Raw genomic sequence first — 16,131 nt, 5'->3', positions numbered from 1 at the left:
CGGTTTTGTTGACCCTCTTGTCTGGAGCGGTATTTACCGATCTTTACAAAGACAGGATTTATAATCTCTGGTTGATTCCCGGATTAGTTGTTGGAATCATCACAGCAGCCTTGGGCGGGCTGGAATCTCTACTGGCTGCAATGACAGCAATCGCTTTTTCGTTTGTTATCTTGCTTCCTGTATATCTTTTTAAAGGCATTGCCGCAGGAGACGTTAAGTTATTCATGACGGCAGCATCCTTTATGTCAGTGCAGGACACATTTTCCTGCATCATTCTATCATTCCTGATAGCTGGTATTATTTCACTTTTTATTTTGATCTTTAAAAGAAACAAAAAAAGAACGATACACTTTGCGGTACCGGTGCTTATTAGTGCGTTGTTTATTATTGGAGGTACATTATGACAAGGCCACTGCTAACGCTCTGTGATCTTGACGAGACCTATTGCGGAAGGCTTTACGAGTATTTAAAAGAAAACTTAAAACTAAAATTTAAAATTGAAGCATTTACGTCTGTGGATATTTTGCTGGACTTCGCCAGAAAAAATACGGCGTCGCTTCTTGTTGTGTCTGAGTCAGCACTGTTGGAACTTAAGAAAATAGCGGGAACAGAGCACTTTAAAAATATACTGATCCTTGATGAAGACTTTGTTGGCGTAAAGGAGGAAGAAAGCTCTTTTGGCGAACAGAACATAGCCCATACGACAAAATACCAAAAGGCTGGAAAGATAGTTGATACGATAGTTGACTTCTGTGCGGAAAAGGCTGAATCCTTTGATGGCCTGACAGCTGGATTTAACAGCGATAAAGGAAAAGTAATCGGGCTTTTTTCACCAATATCTAAATGTGGACAGACATCTTTAACTCTGAAAATGGGAGAAATTCTCTCGTCTTACGGAAGAACCATCATGCTTAGCTTTGACAGCTTCTCATCTCTTCCCAAAATCCTGAATGTTGAATCTGATGGATGTATCACCGATCTGATGTATTATTCTGAAGGTGATAAGAACAAGTTTTGCATTTATCTGGAAAAAATTAAAAAGACAGTCGGAAATCTTGATGTTATCATGCCGGCAAGGACAGCATTGCAGATCAGAGATATTACTGCTGAATCATTAAAGATGCTCATTGATCTTTTGGTGCAAGAGGCAGGATATGAATATGTACTACTTGATCTGTCTGAATATCCTGAAGGGTTTTTTGATATCTTAAAGCTCTGCGACAAGCTGCTTACCATTACGAGGCAGACAGGCGCAGACTCCTACAGAATTGAGATGTATGAAGATTTACTCAGGCAAAATGGATATGAAGATATCTTTGCTTCAACCATAAAGATCAGCCTCCCTGATTTAAAGGACACTGCGGCTTTTTCCAGATTTACCTGTGACCTTCTAAAGAAGGAGGAAATAATCAGTGGTAAAGCAGGCTGATGAGCTGAAACTTCGGGTCAGACAAAGAGTAATCGAAGACATGGATTTTTCCAAAGACATTACCGATGATGAGATGCTGGAGCTTATTGATAAGGCCCTCTTTGATGAAATAAGGCACTTATCAATTTCCACCAATCAAAGAAAACAAGTAAGAATGCAGGTCTTTTACTCTATAAGAAAGTTGGACGCTCTTCAGGAGCTGCTTGATGACCCAGATATCACGGAAATCATGGTAAATGGCACAGACAATATTTTTGTTGAAAAAAATGGCTCAATATTTAAGAGTGAAAGCCGCTTTGAGTCAGAAGAAAAACTGCAGGATGTTGTACAGCAGATAGTTGCCTCCTGTAACAGAGTAGTAAATGAAGCATCGCCTATAGTAGATGCAAGGATATCCGGATCACGTATCAATGTGGTTCTCAATCCCATAGCCTTAAACGGCCCAATCATAACTATAAGGCGATTTCCGGAGAATCCCTTTTCAATGGATGATCTGATAAATCTTGGAGCTTTGTCTGAATATCTTAAGGAATACCTCAAAGTCCTGGTAAAGGCGGGGTATAACATCTTCATCTCAGGTGGAACCGGATCAGGTAAAACAACTTTTTTGAATGCACTTTCCAATTTTATCCCTAAGGACCTAAGACTTATAACGATTGAGGATAATGCAGAGCTGCAGATAAGGAAGGTTCCCAATCTGGTTCAGCTTGAAGCCAGAAATGCCAATGTTGAGGGCTGCAAAGAGATAACTATCAGAGACCTTATTAAATCCTCCCTCCGAATGCGCCCGGATTGGATAGTAGTGGGCGAAGTCAGAGGTGAGGAGACGGTTGATATGCTGCAGGCTATGAATACCGGGCACATGTCAATGTCGACAGGCCATGCCAACAGCGCGGGGGACATGCTCTCAAGGCTGGAGACTATGGTACTTATGGGAATGGAAATCCCCTTGTCCGCAGTCAGAGGCCAGATAGCTTCTGGAATAGACATTATTGTACATCTTGGAAGGCTCAGGGACAGGTCAAGGAAACTGCTGGAAATATGTGAGCTTGAAAAAGAACTGGATCCTTTAACCGGGAAAATATGTGTAAACCAATTATTCAGGTTTGAGGAAAACGATGTGGATAAAGAGGGGAGAATAGTAGGATCATGGAGGAAAACCGGTGAACTTAAGAATACTGAAAAGCTCGTGGCAGCAGGTTTTAAACTACCGTCCCAAGGTCAGTGATATCCCTATTGCGCTTCAGGGCATAGGAGTGGTTGTGCTTTTTGGAAAAGTTTTTTATGACTCGTACGTGGCTATGGCCATATTGTCGCCCCTTTCTCTTTTCTGGTTCTTTTATCAGAAAAAAATCTTAGAGAGGCGAGCCTGCAGACTTTTAGGAATCCAGTTTAAAGACGCGATAGCCTCAGTACTAACAAATCTTAAGGCGGGATATTCCGTTGAAAATGCCTTTAAAGAGGCCACAAGAGACATAGAACTTCTATATGGGAAAAAGAGTCTTATATGTGATCATCTTCACAGAATTCTCAAAGGACTAAAAAACAATATTCCACTTGAAAAACTTCTGTATAACTTTGGCGTTGAAAGCGAAAACAAAGATATTTTGGAGTTTGCGATCGTCTTTTCTGTTGCCAAAAGAACCGGTGGAAACCTGACAGAAATAATAAGCAGGACCATTTCGGTAATATCCAGAAAAATAGAAGTGGAAAAGGAAATCGAGGTCCTGGTGAGTGCCAAGAGAATGGAAGCAAGAATAATGAATGGCGTGCCCTTTTTCATTATCTTTTATATAGGTTTGACCAGCAAAGGCTTCTTTGATCCTTTATATCATAATCCATTTGGAATTGTTCTTATGACTATCTGTATGCTCGTATATCTTGCGGCATATCTTTTATCTGAAAAGATCATAAATATTGTAGTTTAACTATACCCAAAGCAAGGAAGAAAAGATGATTGTTTTATATTTTATACCGCCGATAGTCCTTTTTGTCTTATGGATCAAGGCAAAAGATATGACTCTGCCTTCAGGAATAAATGAAGAAGGTATAAGCAGAGAATTTCTTAAGATAGCTCTTTTTATATATGAAAAGAGTAGCAGAAAAAAGAGGCCCATTGAGGAAGGAAAGATAAGAGGATATCTCTTGGCCCTAAACAACAGAAAAGACATAGAGCAAATGGAGACAGAGTATTTTATACGAAAAATCTCTATTGCTTTGGCGATGATGCTTGCCGGAAGCTTTTTGGCGGCGGCAGTGTTCATAAGTAGCAGAAATAGTAAGTATCTGGAAGATGGAAGCATTATTTACAGAAAAAACTATGGGGAAGGTGAGTTTGAGGCCAGACTTTTGGCCCAAAATGAAACCGGGGAGGAAATTGGTGAATATGATTTCCTTGTAAATGAGAGACTTTATTCAGCCGAGGAAGCAAACGCGCTCTTTGAAAGAGCAAGTATAGAGGCTGAACAACTAATACTAAAAGATAATCCAACGTTTGATGAGATAAGAGATGACATAAATTTAATAGATAGCGTTCCTGGATATCCATTTTTGATTTCGTGGAAACTTGATAACTTTGAACTCATGCATTCTGACGGAAGTCTTGAGACGGACAAGATTCCCGCCGAAGGTGCACTGGTTAATGTAACGGCGATTTACAAGTATAACGAACAGACATGGCAGCAGGAATTTGTAATGCGTTTGCTTCCAAAAGCTCTTTCGCCTAAGGAGAGAATAGCCAAAAATCTGGGAGATCTGCTGAAAGAAGCAGACGGGAAGACTACTTATGATGAAAAAATACAGCTCCCAACAGACCTTGAAGGAGAAAAGATCATCTGGTCAGAGCAGGTTGAGGATAATAGTATCCTCATACTGGCGCTGGCAATTATAGGCGCCTGCCTGTGCTACATGGTAAAAGATAAAGAACTTAAGGCAGAAATGGAAAAAAGAAATCTGCAGATGCTGACGGACTATCCACAGCTTGTGTCTGAGCTTGTTCTTTACCTTGGAGCAGGGATGACAGTCAGAAATATTTTTGAAAAGCTTGGGAAAAACTACATTAAAGAAAGAGAAAAAGGTGAAGAAAAGCGCTTCGTCTACGAAGAGCTGGTGAGAACCTGCAGAGAGCTGGCAAGTGGAATATCTGAAGCAGAAGCCTATGAAAGGTTTGGCGCAAGGTGCGCAAGCCAGCAATACTCAAGACTCTCCACACTTCTTTCACAGAACTTAAGAAAGGGTAATGGAGAACTATTAAAAGTTCTTAATGAAGAATCAAAGAACGCTTTCAATGAAAAAATGGATACAGTCAGGAAACTTGGTGAAGAAGCGGGAACTAAGCTGCTTCTTCCCATGATACTTATGCTTCTTGTGGTCATGGTGATGATCATGATACCGGCATACATGGCATTTTGAGTAATAGCAGATACTGCTTTTACAAATATAGCGCAGAGCGCAAAAGGAGGAAAAATGAATAAATTAGTAAAAAAGACAAAAGCAATCGGAGAAGGGATCATGACAGGAATTAAAAATTTCTGGAATGATGAATCCGGAATGGGAACAGTAGAAGTTATACTGATAATCGTGGTTCTGATCGGCCTGGTAATCGTGTTCAAGGAGCAGATTTCAGGAATTGTCGAAGATGTCTTTAAAACTATCAGACAGGAAACCCGTGCGGTTACAAACTAAAGGGTATCTCACCGTCTATCTATCCCTTTCTATTACGATAATACTTTCTCTGGTCCTGGCTTTATATGAAGGAGCCAGGATCGGAGCAGTAAAAATGAAGACAGAATGCGTGGCAGACATCTCCATGAATTCTGTTCTTGCAGAATACAGCAGGCAGCTTTATGAGCAGTATGGCCTTTTAATGGTAGATACTTCTTATGGAACGGGAAGGCACACGATTGTAAATACAGAGGAACATCTAAGAAATTATGTTCAAAAAAATCTTGAGCTATCGCTTCAGGGCAAGGCGCTTGGCCGAAACACCATGCTTGGCATGTACTGCAAGGATGCTAAGATTACCGGCAGCTCTTTTGCCACAGATAATGATGGCGCAGTGCTGAACCGGCAGATCCTTGCCTATATGGGTGCAGACGTGATCGGGAGTCTTGTTACAGATGTTGAGGAGAATGTCAGGAGCCTTAAGGAATCTGGATTTGACACGACGGATGTAGATGAGATGGCAAGAGAAAATCAGGAACAGATAGATGCGGTTGAACTTCCAACTATTATTAATGAAGAGGGCGAAGAGGAACAGATAAGCCTTGGAAACCCTGCAGATACAGTCAATTCTCAAAGAGGAATTGGCGCTTTAAGTCTGGCTATTCCCGACAAATCCCGCATATCTGATGCGTCAGTGAATCTTTCTGAGTATGCATCCCACAGAGAAAAGAATAAAGGTACTGGCCTTGATGATGGGCTTGATATGTCACTATCCAAAAGAGCTCTTATCGAGCAGTACTACTATGAAAAGTGCGGTTATTTCGGCGCTGAGATGGATAAATCTCTCTTGAAATATCAGATGGAGTATCTGGCTTATGGCGAGAGCAGCGACTACGCCAACCTTGAACAGGTAGCAAAGACGCTTCTTTTCTGGAGGCAGGCCTCAAATATGCTTTACCTTTTTAACTGCAGGCCCAAAGTCGATGCGGCAGATCTTATGGCATCTCTTTTGACCGCAGTGATGATGGTTCCGGAGTTAAAAGAACTGGTGAAATATTCAATACTTTTTGCATGGACCTTTGCGGAGAGCATTTCGGACCTCCGAATCCTGTTCAGTGGAGGAAGGGTTCCTTTGATGAAAAGCGATGACACCTGGCGACTTGGGCTGGAAGCCATGTTCTCTTTCAGGGACAGCGATGGAGGCGACTGCGGTGAAGGGCTGTATTACAGGGATTATCTCCGGATGATAGTTTTTATGACTGATTTTGATAAAAAGACCCAGAGGCTAATGGACATAATGGAGATGGACATCAGGAAAACGGCAGGAAATGCAGATTTTAGAATGGATCATTGCCTTGACTGCTTTAGGGCAGAAATTGAAATAGGAACAAGTTATGGTTATGGAGCAACAATCGAAAGAGTGTATGGTTATGAGAAGTGAGACACCAAAAATAGGAGCAGCTAAAGGCACTTCTTGTAAAAAAATAAAAAGGATAATTCAGTCGCTTCTCCAGGTGATCAGAAAAGAAGTGTCTCTAACTGCTTCTATGACCCTTGAAGCTTCCATAGCGCTTCCCTTATTTTTGTTCTTCTTTGCCAATATCCTGATGCTCTTTAACATCATAAAGATCCAGTGTGATGTAGAAGCAGCTTTGCACCAGACTGGGAGTGAAATGATGCTTCTTGCTTTTGATGAAAAGAGCGCTGAAGAAGTGATAGGAGCAGAAAATACAGGCCTTTCCACAGCTGTCGGAGCTGTATCCACACTATATGCCAAAAATAATGTGGAAAACTACCTTGGAGAAGAACTCAAAAAGGGAATTGTTTCGGGAGGAGAACTTAGCTTTTTGTCCTCTCAGATTCTCATAGGAAATGACTACATAGATATTGTAGCGGCCTACAAGGTAAAGCCTATGATCCCAATTGTGGGCTTTAGAGAGTTTCCGGTGGAAGGAAGATTTTTTGGCCATGCCTGGACTGGATATGACCTTGAAAGTGAGGGGTATAAAGATTCTTTTGAAGAAGAAATGGTCTATGTCACGGAGCACGGAGAAGTTTATCACAGGGACATAAACTGTAAATATCTGAAAACAAGCACCAGAAGCATTTCATATAACGAACTGGGGAAATCAAGAAATAATGATGGCTCAAAATACTACCCCTGTGAATACTGCGGGCAGCAGGTGCATGGTGGAAACGTGTTCATAACTGACTATGGAAACAGATATCACAGCAAGGTCGATTGCCCTGGGCTTAAAAGAAGGATATATACAATACCAATCTCTGAAGTAGGAGGAAGGCACTCCTGCAGTGGATGTGGAGGATAATATGGAAATGTTTTTTTATATAACTCAGTTATTTTTACTGTTGCTATCCGCTTTTTCTGATATTCGGAAAAAAGAGATATCTATATGGATTGTCATTTGTATGGCGCTTTTATCGCTTTCTGATGGAGCAATAGCTTTATTTAACGGGAAAAGAACTATAGATGACCTTATAGTATGCATTGTTCCGGGAGTGATAATGATGCTTTTGGCTCTTTTGAGCCGTCAGAGCATAGGCTACGGAGATGGACTGATAATCCTGGCAATAGGTATGACCTTTGGGATCAGTAAACTTGCTGTTGGAATAGCGATAGCTCTTTTTACAAGTGGAATCATGTCAATCTTCCTTATAGCAATAAGAAAGGCAAAAAGAAATGACACATTCCCATTTGTCCCATTTATATTTGCGGGAATGGTGGTGAGTGTGCTTGCGTAAATTAAAAGGATATATGACCTTAGAGGCCTCACTTATTGTGCCTATGGTCATATGTGTTTTCGTAATCATAATATCTTTTGCCTACTATTTATATGGAAGATGCATATTGTCACAGGATGCGTATATTCTGGCATTCAGGACAAGCATCGCCGATTCGAAAGAGTATTTAAAGGTAGATGAGAAGCTGGGAAATAAGTATTTTGGGAGTACTAAGCCTGTTATAAAGACAGAGGTAAATGGAAATGAAGTGATTGTCAGAGGATATGCGAATGTGCGGACCCGTGCCATGGGCAACTTTTTCCTGAAACCAAAAACCGGTTGGGATTACATGGCAGCAGGCAGAGCCAAAGACCTGGACTGCATCAGGCATATCAGAAAGATAAAGAGATACAAAGATCTTGGGGAAGGACTTTTGGAATAGGAGAAGAAATGGAATTTAAATTTTACAGAGATCTAAAGCATAGCTACATGGTATGCAACTGTGATAACGATGAAGAGAACAAAGACGCAAAGTATCAGCTGAAAATCCTTGAAAGCGGGAGAGTAAAAAGACTTCTAAAGTGCAATATACGAGCAATCAATCAGGAAAACTTCTTATATTATGACATTACTTCAATGATAAATATTGCTGACAGGTTTTCTGCTAAAGGTCTTGGTAAAGATCAGCTTTTAAAGCTCCTCTCAGATATGAAAGAAATGATGGAGAATCTCTCAGAATTTCTCATGGGAGAAGAGGGCATAGTTCTGGATACAAAAAATGTTTTCGTAAATCTCTCATCAGGCGAGTACAGCTTTATGTATTACCCCTATCTTAAGGAACAAAAGAGCTTTGAGGAATTTGCTGAGCAGCTTCTTGATATTGTGGATCATGACGACGAGGGCGCTGTTGATATGATCTATGAGCTGTGCGATAAAGCGCATATAAAAGAGATGCTCTTTTTGGATGTTCTTGAAGATGTTCTTGGGAAGAATGTTGAAGAAAAAGAGCAAAAGCCGGTTGAGGAGGATTTCTACGCAGAGGATGAGTATAGCTTTGATGAGCCTGAGGATGACCCTGTGGAAGAAAGCAGAATGGAGCGCTCAAAAAGGAAGCTTAGTGGAAAGGTTCAGATTCTTTTCTTTTTCATGTTCATAGCTGTTATTGCAGGAATAATGTATGTGAGAATGAACTATATATTAACTAAGGAAGAGAATCTTTTGTCTATAGGCATCATGCTCATATCAGGAATTACGGGAGCTGTGGCGCTTATTGGAGGCATAAAGACCATGAATGACTCCAGGTCTGTAGAAGAAAACAAGGTTACAGAAGAAATGGATGATAGCGACTCCTTTGAAGATTACGAGGACTATGATGACGAAGATTATGAAGCCTACAGAGCGCCGGTAAGAGTAACGTCTTCTTTTTCCGGGGAGATGACATCCAAACCTCATAACGATTACTGCGACGCAGAGACAGTAGTTCTTACAGATAATGAAGAAAAAGAGATGACTCTATACAGCACAAACCTTGATAAGACCATACGCATAGCGCTTGATAAGCTTCCTATAACAATAGGAAAGATGGAGGGCTGCGTTGACAGAATTATACCCGACAGCAGCGTTTCAAGACTTCATTGCAGGATAGTAAAGGATCAGAATGGAATTGCTCTTATCGATCTCGGATCTACCAATGGTTCTTTTGTTAACGGCCTTAAAATTGCGGCACAGAAAAAGACCTATATTGATGAAGGGGATGAAGTTAAATTGGGCAGAATATGTTTTGACCTTCGATAAATGTGATATACTATCCTTAACTGGTTGGAGGGGTATTCATGAAGATTAATATCTATTACGGTGGACGAGGAATCATCGATGATCCCACCTTATGCGTTATCTCGCAGATTACAGCAGTTTTACAGGAATTAAATGTTAAGGTACAGCAGTACAATCTCTATGAGCAGAGAAACGGCATTACTGCTTTGCCCAACACCTTGAAGGATGCAGATGGAGTTATTCTCGCGTCTACAGTTGAATGGTTCGGTGTTGGCGGCTACATGATGCAGTTTTTGGATGCCTGCTGGCTCTATGGCGACAAAGAGAAGATAAAGCAGATATACATGGCACCGGTTGTCATGTCTACAACTCATGGAGAACGCGAAGGCATGATGAGCCTTGCAGCTGCCTGGGAGATGCTTGGGGGACTTCCTTGCGAGGGAATATGCGGATACATCGCTGATACAACAAAGCTGGAGAACAGCCCTGAGTATACCAAGATAATAGATAAAAAAGCTGAAAACATTTACAGGACCATAAATCAAAAGATGCCTGTTTTCCCTGCCAGCAATCAGGCGGTTATCAATAAAGTTGCAATCGCCAACAGCATTGATCTGACACCTCAGGAGTCTGAGCAACTTTCTGAATATGCATCAGATGATAAATATGTAAAAAAACAAAAAGAAGATCTTCAGGAACTTGCAAGCATCTTCAGGGATAAGATGGGCCAGGATGGCGCAGCATCAGGTAATTCTGAGGAATATGCGAAAGTTCTTTTAAAGAAGTTTACTCCTGTGGCAGGCATAAATGCCAAGTACAGAATAAACTTTATTGATGGAGGAAAACTTAAACCCATCATTATCGATATAAACAATTCAAAGTGCAGCTGTCGTGTGGCTGAAGAGGAAGGGTGCGACGTGGTTATTTCCACAGACCAGAAAATTTTCGAAGAAATCCTTGATGGTCATATGACATTCCAAAGAGCCTTTATGGCCGGAAGCATAAAGATGAAGGGAGATTTTAAACTCCTTAGAAGCATGGATCAACTCTTTGAACTTATGGAAACAAAAGGCTGATAATTTTTGGTGACATATATGCAGGAAGAAGAATTTTGGGAAAGACAGAAACAAATCTATAAACATGCTTACATTAGTATTGCCATATTTCTTTTGAATGTGATCATATTTATTATGAGTCAGCACTTTGCCAAATGGATGTATGCTGACGGTGCCATGGTAACTGAGAGAATATTGGGCGAGGGAGAGTTTTACAGGATTTTCACGGCCATGTTTCTCCATGCAGATATCGACCATATCTGCAACAATATGGCTATTTTGATTCTTGTTGGAGCGGTTGTTGAGAATTACACAGGTCATATTTATTATGTAGTTCTTTACATGCTATCGGGATTCTTTGGTAACATCCTCTCCATGGCATATGAGGTCAGAAATAATCTTACATGGTTTTCTATTGGAGCAAGCGGTGCTATCATGGGAATCGTAGGTTTTTTATCTGCCTGGATCATAGCCAACAGAAAGACCTTTTTAAAGAATAGAGGAACTGCTGTAAGAATGCTGTTTTTATTGGTGTTTGTAGTTGAAGCATGCTTTTTTCAAAAAGGGGCAAATACACCGGCACATCTGGGAGGATTCCTTACAGGATTTGTGCTGGGAGTTATTAATATAGTAGTATTTAGCAATAATAAAGTTATGGAGGGCTTGGCATAATGGACGGATGTATTTTTTGTAAAATTGCAAATGGAGAGATTCCATCAAACACAATATATGAGGATAACGATTTCAGAGTAATTTTGGACAACGGCCCTGCCACAAAGGGACACGCATTGGTCCTTCCTAAGGAGCATTACGCAGATCTTTTTGAAATCCCTGAAGAAAAGGCAGCAGGAGCAATTAAAGTTGCTAAAAAAGTAGCAGGTCTTATGAAAGAGAAGCTTGCATGCGATGGACTTAATCTTGTGCAGAACAACGGACCTGTAGCAGGTCAGACTGTTATGCATTTTCATCTTCACGTAATTCCAAGATATGAAAATGACGGACAAAAGATTCTTTGGAATCCTACAAGTCCTTCGGCAGAAGAACTTGTTCAGATAAAAGATACAATTATTGGCTGATATTATATTAAGTAGATTCACACATTGTGGGTCTACTTATTTTTTGTATAAATAAAGAATAAAAAACGACATAGAAGGGTTTTATATGCGCGAGATCAACGTTTCAGAAATAACACAGACAGTAAAAGATATGTGCATCAGCGCCAATTACAGGCTTTCTCCTGATATGCAGAGAGCTCTTGATAAGGCAGAAAAGGAAGAAGACTCTGAACTTGGGAAGAAGATTTTTACTCAGCTTCAGGAAAATTTGAAGATAGCAGAAAGTGATCAGATTCCCATATGCCAGGACACCGGAATGGCAGTGTTCTTTTTTAAGATAGGACAGGATGTACACTTTGTAGGTGGAGACTTAAATGACGCAATAAATGAAGGCGTTCGCCAGGGATATACAGAAGGTTATCTTAGGAAGTCAGTTGTGGGAGATCCGCTGATAAGAGAGAACACAAAGGATAATACACCTGCTGTCGTTCATTATGACATAGTTCCTGGTGATAAGGTTACAATCACCTGTGCACCTAAGGGCTTTGGTTCAGAGAATATGAGCCGTGTATTCATGCTAAAACCAGCTGACGGAGAAGAAGGCGTCAAAGCAGCAGTTGTCAGGGCTGTAAGAGATGCGGGGCCGAATGCTTGTCCACCTATGGTAGTGGGAGTTGGAATTGGTGGAACCTTTGAGAAGTGCGCTGAAATGGCAAAAGAGGCACTGACAAGACCTGTCGGAGAGCATTCTGAGATAGAATACGTCTGTGAAATGGAAAAAGAGATTCTCGAATTGATCAACATGACAGGAATTGGGCCTGCTGGTCTTGGCGGCAAGATAACTGCTCTTGCAGTAAACATCAATACCTACGCAACTCATATTGCAGGACTTCCTGTGGCAGTAAATATATGCTGCCATGTGAACAGACATGTGACGAAGACACTGTAATAATGAAAAACACATAATTTAAAGAATATGGAAGATAACAATATGGATATAGAAATTCAGGCTCCCGTAGATAAGAATAAAATGAAGGAACTTAAGGCAGGTGATATGGTTTATATTACAGGAACTATATACACGGCAAGAGATGCAGCCCATAAGCGAATGTCTGAAGCGCTTGCAAAAGGAGAAAAGCTCCCTATTGATATGGAGGGAAACCTCATATACTATATGGGGCCATCACCTGCAAGAGAAGGTCGACCAATAGGTTCAGCAGGCCCAACAACAGCAAGCCGTATGGACAAGTATGCACCGGCACTTCTTGATCTTGGCCTTAGTGGGATGATAGGCAAAGGAAAAAGGTCAAAAGAAGTAATAGATGCCATAGTCAGAAACGACGCAGTTTATTTTGCTGCCATAGGTGGAGCAGGAGCTCTTTTGTCCAAAGCTATCGTAGAGTCAGAAGTAATTGCTTACGATGACCTTGGCACCGAAGCCATCAGAAAGCTCAAAGTCGAGAGATTCCCGGCAATAGTAGTCATTGACTCCATGGGAAACAACCTCTATGAGACAGCAGGGAAGAAATATAATTTAGATTAAAACTGTGCGATTAGGGAATTGAAAATGAAGACTAGAGAAGAAGTTATACAGTATGGTTTGTCCTTTCCTGATACATATAAGGAAGCACCATTTAGAGAGCAAAATTGGCAGCTTGTCAGAGTAAAGGGTAGTAAGAAAGCCTTTTTATGGACATATGAAAAAGATGGATATATAAATATCAACGTGAAGGTTGACCCTGACTGGCGGGATTTGTGGCGTAAGGCGTATGATTCTGTTATCCCTGCGTATCATCAGAATAAAGAGCACTGGAATACGGTAATACTTGATGGCACTATCCCGGATGAAGAAATAAAGAAAATGATAGGGCACAGCTATGATCTTATTACAGACTCGCCTACAAAAAGGATATATGAAGCTGTGAAAAGAATTCCAAAAGGTCATGTTGCTACATATGGACAGGTTGCAGAAATGGCGGGAAATAAGAGAATGTGCAGGGCTGTTGGGAATGCCTTGCATAACAACCCAGACCCTGATAACATACCATGCTTTAGAGTGGTTAATTCACAGGGAAAGCTTGCCGGCAATTTTGCTTTTGGAGAAGGTGTGCAGGAGAGTCTTCTTTTAAAAGAAGGCGTTGAAGTTATAAATGGAAAAGTTGATTTAAAGAAATATGGTATATAATAAATAGTGAGAAAACAATTGACAAAGCCTTTGGGTCTTTGTATAATTACATTTGCGTCTTGGTTATTAGACATAGACGCATGAATTCAAAACCACATATTGGTAGAGGGATTCAGGCATGGAGAAATACTCAAGTGGCTGAAGAGGCGCCCCTGCTAAGGGTGTAGACCGTTCGCGCGGTGCGCGGGTTCAAATCCCGCTTTCTCCGTTAAAAATAGCTCGCAGTTTTGCGAGCTTTTTTTGTTATCTCTTTTAGTCTTTTTTTCCCCATTTGATACGATAGTATATAAGCTCTGTAATACAGCAGGTAACCCAGCCTACAGGATATCCGAGGCCAACAAGAAGAGGTGTATTGTCTATATACCTGGTTACTACAAAGAGGTATATTTGTCTGATAACAACAAAGCAGCCAATCATTATGAACATTGGCCCTTTGGAATCGCCGCGTCCTCTCAGGGCACCGGCAAGTGTGTGATTCACGCAGTTTGCAATCAGGAAAAAGACATTTGCGTGAATGAAGAGAGCTCCGAAGTCTATAACTGATTGGTCTTTAGAAAACCAGCCGATTGCAGGTTCTGCAAAAGCAAATAAAAGGGCAGCAATAACAACGGTAACGCCAACTGCCAATAAGAGAGTTACTCTGGTTCCTCTTGAGGCCCTCTCATTTTTACCGGCGCCTATATTCTGACTTACAAAGGTGGTTGCAGCCATTGCCATACTCGACATAGGCAGCATTATAAAAGTATCAAGCTTGTTGTAACTGCTCCATCCCGCCATACAACTGGAACCGAAGTGATTTATATAAGACTGGACAAAGACATTTGAAAATGCCGTTATGACGGACTGTATTCCGGCGGGGAGTCCAACTATGAAAATGCTCTTAAGGATATCCTTATCAAGTCTCATATCTCTCCAAATAAACTTATATATTTCATTTGAAGTAGTAAGAAGAATCAGGACCATAACAGCAGATAAAAACTGGGAAATAATTGTGGCATAAGCTGCTCCGCTGATGCCGAGTCTGAAATACTTAACAAACAGGATATCTAAAATAATATTCATTATACTTGTGAACATTAGAAACAGCAGAGGGCGGGTAGTGTCTCCGACAGCCCTGAGTATAGCGCTTCCCATATTATATATAAGTAGCCCGGAAAAACCCAGAAAATAGATCTGCAAATAAATCTGAGCCTGCCCAAAGACATCTTCTGGAGTCTTCATAAATCTTAACATTGGATCAACTCCAAAGTACCCTATTGCTGTAAAAATGATGCAGAATAGGAAAGTTGTGGTAATGGTAGTCTCAATAGCAGCATGTAGTCTGTCTGAATTCTTTGCTCCAAAGAATCTTGAGATGACAACTCCTGCACCTATTGAAAAGCCATTAAAGAAAAACACCAGCATGTTGACGATCATGGATGTGGAACCAACTGCAGCCAATGCTTCTTTTCCTACATAATTTCCAACAACTATGGAGTCAACGGTGTTGTACAGCATCTGGAAAATGTTTCCAAACATCAGTGGTATTGAGAACAGAAGGATTTGCTTTATAATGGATCCCTCTGTCATGTTTCTTGTTTTTGTCCTTGTGTTTTGCATAGATCACCCTATTGATTCTTTTGATTTTCTTCATTATACAATTTATGCCTATGTATTGCACAAGGATTATGCGACCACAAAGAATAGTAGTTTAGCCAGAAAATGCTACTAGATAATGTATAAAAAACATTTATAAAAATTTCTCAAAAAAGTTGTTGCATTTGGTATGGCCCTTTGCTATAATAACTTTTGCCCGCTTGAGAGAGGGGCAAGAAAGCCGAGAATTAAGCGGTTTTCAAAAATGAGTTTGAAAAAACTCAAAAAAATAATTTAAAAAAGTTGTTGACAAACATCTGAAGCTGCGATATACTAAATGAGTTGCTGCTGAAGAGCACAACAACAAAGCACCTTGACAAATAAACAGTAATGCAACCCTGAAAAATTCCAAAAAGCAATGAGCATTGCGAAGCAATTCGCAAGACCAATGCAAAAGAGAATTTATTCAGAACAAAGATTTAGTAAATAACGGACAGAACAAAAGCCAAGCTTAGTTCTAGCCTGATCAAACTTTTAAACGTGAGAGTTCGATCCTGGCTCAGGATGAACGCTGGCGGCGTGCCTAACACATGCAAGTCGAACGGAGAATATACGTTTCAGAAGCTTCGGCAGATGATTGTATATTCTTAGTGGCGG

18 protein-coding genes, 1 tRNA gene and 1 rRNA gene are annotated in these 16,131 nt (G+C 40.6%); 19 read left to right on the top strand and 1 reads right to left on the bottom strand.

From position 1 onward, the window contains the following. Positions 1–5 precede the first annotated feature (5 nt). From C4S54_RS16465 to C4S54_RS12885, 18 genes are all read left to right on the top strand, one after another. A complete protein-coding gene (locus C4S54_RS16465; protein ID WP_442861134.1) occupies positions 6–404 on the top strand; it encodes a prepilin peptidase in 399 nt (132 codons plus the stop codon). Then, entirely contained in the window at positions 401–1,429 is a 1,029-nt protein-coding gene (locus C4S54_RS12965) for a hypothetical protein (protein WP_103869902.1), read from the top strand. Before C4S54_RS16465 ends, C4S54_RS12965 begins: the two co-directional genes overlap by 4 nt. After that, a complete protein-coding gene (locus C4S54_RS12960; RefSeq protein ID WP_330405674.1) occupies positions 1,413–2,657 on the top strand; it encodes a CpaF family protein in 1,245 nt (414 codons plus the stop codon). Before C4S54_RS12965 ends, C4S54_RS12960 begins: the two co-directional genes overlap by 17 nt. Next, positions 2,593–3,357 (top strand): type II secretion system F family protein, encoded by a 765-nt coding sequence (locus tag C4S54_RS12955; RefSeq protein WP_146059998.1) that lies wholly within the window; start codon positions 2,593–2,595, stop codon positions 3,355–3,357. Before C4S54_RS12960 ends, C4S54_RS12955 begins: the two co-directional genes overlap by 65 nt. A 25-nt stretch (positions 3,358–3,382) precedes the next feature. Next, positions 3,383–4,840 carry a type II secretion system F family protein gene (locus C4S54_RS12950; RefSeq protein WP_103869900.1) on the top strand — a complete coding sequence of 486 codons (1,458 nt, stop codon included), beginning with the start codon at positions 3,383–3,385 and terminating at the stop codon, positions 4,838–4,840. A gap of 54 nt (positions 4,841–4,894) precedes the next feature. Beyond that, a complete protein-coding gene (locus C4S54_RS12945) occupies positions 4,895–5,113 on the top strand; it encodes a Flp1 family type IVb pilin (protein WP_330405673.1) in 219 nt (72 codons plus the stop codon). A gap of 94 nt (positions 5,114–5,207) precedes the next feature. Continuing rightward, entirely contained in the window at positions 5,208–6,533 is a 1,326-nt protein-coding gene (locus tag C4S54_RS12940; protein ID WP_103869899.1) for a DUF5702 domain-containing protein, read from the top strand. After that, entirely contained in the window at positions 6,523–7,419 is an 897-nt protein-coding gene (locus C4S54_RS12935) for a hypothetical protein (RefSeq protein ID WP_103869898.1), read from the top strand. Before C4S54_RS12940 ends, C4S54_RS12935 begins: the two co-directional genes overlap by 11 nt. Position 7,420: 1 nt before the next feature. Continuing rightward, complete coding sequence (locus C4S54_RS12930) at positions 7,421–7,852, top strand: prepilin peptidase (RefSeq protein WP_103869897.1); 432 nt, start codon at positions 7,421–7,423, stop codon at positions 7,850–7,852. After that, positions 7,845–8,273, top strand: a complete 429-nt coding sequence (locus C4S54_RS12925) for a pilus assembly protein (protein ID WP_146059997.1) — start codon at positions 7,845–7,847, stop codon at positions 8,271–8,273. Before C4S54_RS12930 ends, C4S54_RS12925 begins: the two co-directional genes overlap by 8 nt. Positions 8,274–8,281: 8 nt before the next feature. Continuing rightward, positions 8,282–9,625, top strand: coding sequence for a DUF6382 domain-containing protein (locus C4S54_RS12920; RefSeq protein WP_103869895.1), 1,344 nt, complete (start codon positions 8,282–8,284; stop codon positions 9,623–9,625). 38 nt (positions 9,626–9,663) lie between these two features. Beyond that, positions 9,664–10,680, top strand: coding sequence for an SCP2 sterol-binding domain-containing protein (locus C4S54_RS12915; protein ID WP_103869894.1), 1,017 nt, complete (start codon positions 9,664–9,666; stop codon positions 10,678–10,680). Between the two features lie 18 nt (positions 10,681–10,698). Further along, entirely contained in the window at positions 10,699–11,331 is a 633-nt protein-coding gene (locus C4S54_RS12910) for a rhomboid family intramembrane serine protease (RefSeq protein WP_103869893.1), read from the top strand. Next, a complete protein-coding gene (locus C4S54_RS12905) occupies positions 11,331–11,735 on the top strand; it encodes an HIT family protein (RefSeq protein WP_022772093.1) in 405 nt (134 codons plus the stop codon). The genes C4S54_RS12910 and C4S54_RS12905 overlap by 1 nt, the downstream gene beginning before the upstream one ends. 85 nt (positions 11,736–11,820) lie before the next feature. Next, positions 11,821–12,663, top strand: a complete 843-nt coding sequence (locus tag C4S54_RS12900; protein ID WP_103869892.1) for a fumarate hydratase — start codon at positions 11,821–11,823, stop codon at positions 12,661–12,663. Positions 12,664–12,690: 27 nt separating this feature from the next. Then, entirely contained in the window at positions 12,691–13,257 is a 567-nt protein-coding gene (locus C4S54_RS12895) for a Fe-S-containing hydro-lyase (protein WP_103869891.1), read from the top strand. A 24-nt stretch (positions 13,258–13,281) separates the two neighbouring features. After that, a complete protein-coding gene (locus tag C4S54_RS12890; RefSeq protein WP_103869890.1) occupies positions 13,282–13,899 on the top strand; it encodes a methylated-DNA--[protein]-cysteine S-methyltransferase in 618 nt (205 codons plus the stop codon). 120 nt (positions 13,900–14,019) lie between these two features. After that, positions 14,020–14,107 (top strand) — tRNA-Ser (locus C4S54_RS12885). Positions 14,108–14,151: 44 nt separating this feature from the next. Here the strand turns inward: C4S54_RS12885 and C4S54_RS12880 are convergent. Further along, positions 14,152–15,498 carry an MATE family efflux transporter gene (locus tag C4S54_RS12880; RefSeq protein ID WP_103869889.1) on the bottom strand — a complete coding sequence of 449 codons (1,347 nt, stop codon included), beginning with the start codon at positions 15,496–15,498 and terminating at the stop codon, positions 14,152–14,154. A gap of 512 nt (positions 15,499–16,010) precedes the next feature. On the opposite strand from C4S54_RS12880, the gene C4S54_RS12875 reads away from it, so the two are divergent. Next, positions 16,011–16,131, top strand: a 16S ribosomal RNA gene (locus C4S54_RS12875); the annotation flags it as partial.

The sequence above is a fragment of the Butyrivibrio sp. Su6 genome (genome assembly GCF_900108105.1).
GTDB lineage: Bacteria > Bacillota > Clostridia > Lachnospirales > Lachnospiraceae > Butyrivibrio.
The sequence above is the reverse complement of the archived record's forward strand: the minus strand, read 5'-3'. Positions and strand labels throughout refer to the sequence as shown.

Excerpts from the sequence above, each read along its gene's own strand:
- C4S54_RS12965 (WP_103869902.1), top strand. The coding sequence starts at position 401 with ATGACAAGGCCACTGCTAACGCTCTGTGATCTTGACGAGACCTATTGC.
- C4S54_RS12950 (WP_103869900.1), top strand. The coding sequence starts at position 3,383 with ATGATTGTTTTATATTTTATACCGCCGATAGTCCTTTTTGTCTTATGG.
- C4S54_RS12945 (WP_330405673.1), top strand. The coding sequence starts at position 4,895 with ATGAATAAATTAGTAAAAAAGACAAAAGCAATCGGAGAAGGGATCATG.
- C4S54_RS12940 (WP_103869899.1), top strand. The coding sequence starts at position 5,208 with ATGAAGACAGAATGCGTGGCAGACATCTCCATGAATTCTGTTCTTGCA.
- C4S54_RS12935 (WP_103869898.1), top strand. The coding sequence starts at position 6,523 with ATGAGAAGTGAGACACCAAAAATAGGAGCAGCTAAAGGCACTTCTTGT.
- C4S54_RS12930 (WP_103869897.1), top strand. The coding sequence starts at position 7,421 with ATGGAAATGTTTTTTTATATAACTCAGTTATTTTTACTGTTGCTATCC.
- C4S54_RS12920 (WP_103869895.1), top strand. The coding sequence starts at position 8,282 with ATGGAATTTAAATTTTACAGAGATCTAAAGCATAGCTACATGGTATGC.
- C4S54_RS12915 (WP_103869894.1), top strand. The coding sequence starts at position 9,664 with ATGAAGATTAATATCTATTACGGTGGACGAGGAATCATCGATGATCCC.
- C4S54_RS12910 (WP_103869893.1), top strand. The coding sequence starts at position 10,699 with ATGCAGGAAGAAGAATTTTGGGAAAGACAGAAACAAATCTATAAACAT.
- C4S54_RS12905 (WP_022772093.1), top strand. The coding sequence starts at position 11,331 with ATGGACGGATGTATTTTTTGTAAAATTGCAAATGGAGAGATTCCATCA.
- C4S54_RS12900 (WP_103869892.1), top strand. The coding sequence starts at position 11,821 with ATGCGCGAGATCAACGTTTCAGAAATAACACAGACAGTAAAAGATATG.
- C4S54_RS12895 (WP_103869891.1), top strand. The coding sequence starts at position 12,691 with ATGGAAGATAACAATATGGATATAGAAATTCAGGCTCCCGTAGATAAG.
- C4S54_RS12890 (WP_103869890.1), top strand. The coding sequence starts at position 13,282 with ATGAAGACTAGAGAAGAAGTTATACAGTATGGTTTGTCCTTTCCTGAT.
- C4S54_RS12880 (WP_103869889.1), bottom strand. The coding sequence starts at position 15,498 with ATGCAAAACACAAGGACAAAAACAAGAAACATGACAGAGGGATCCATT.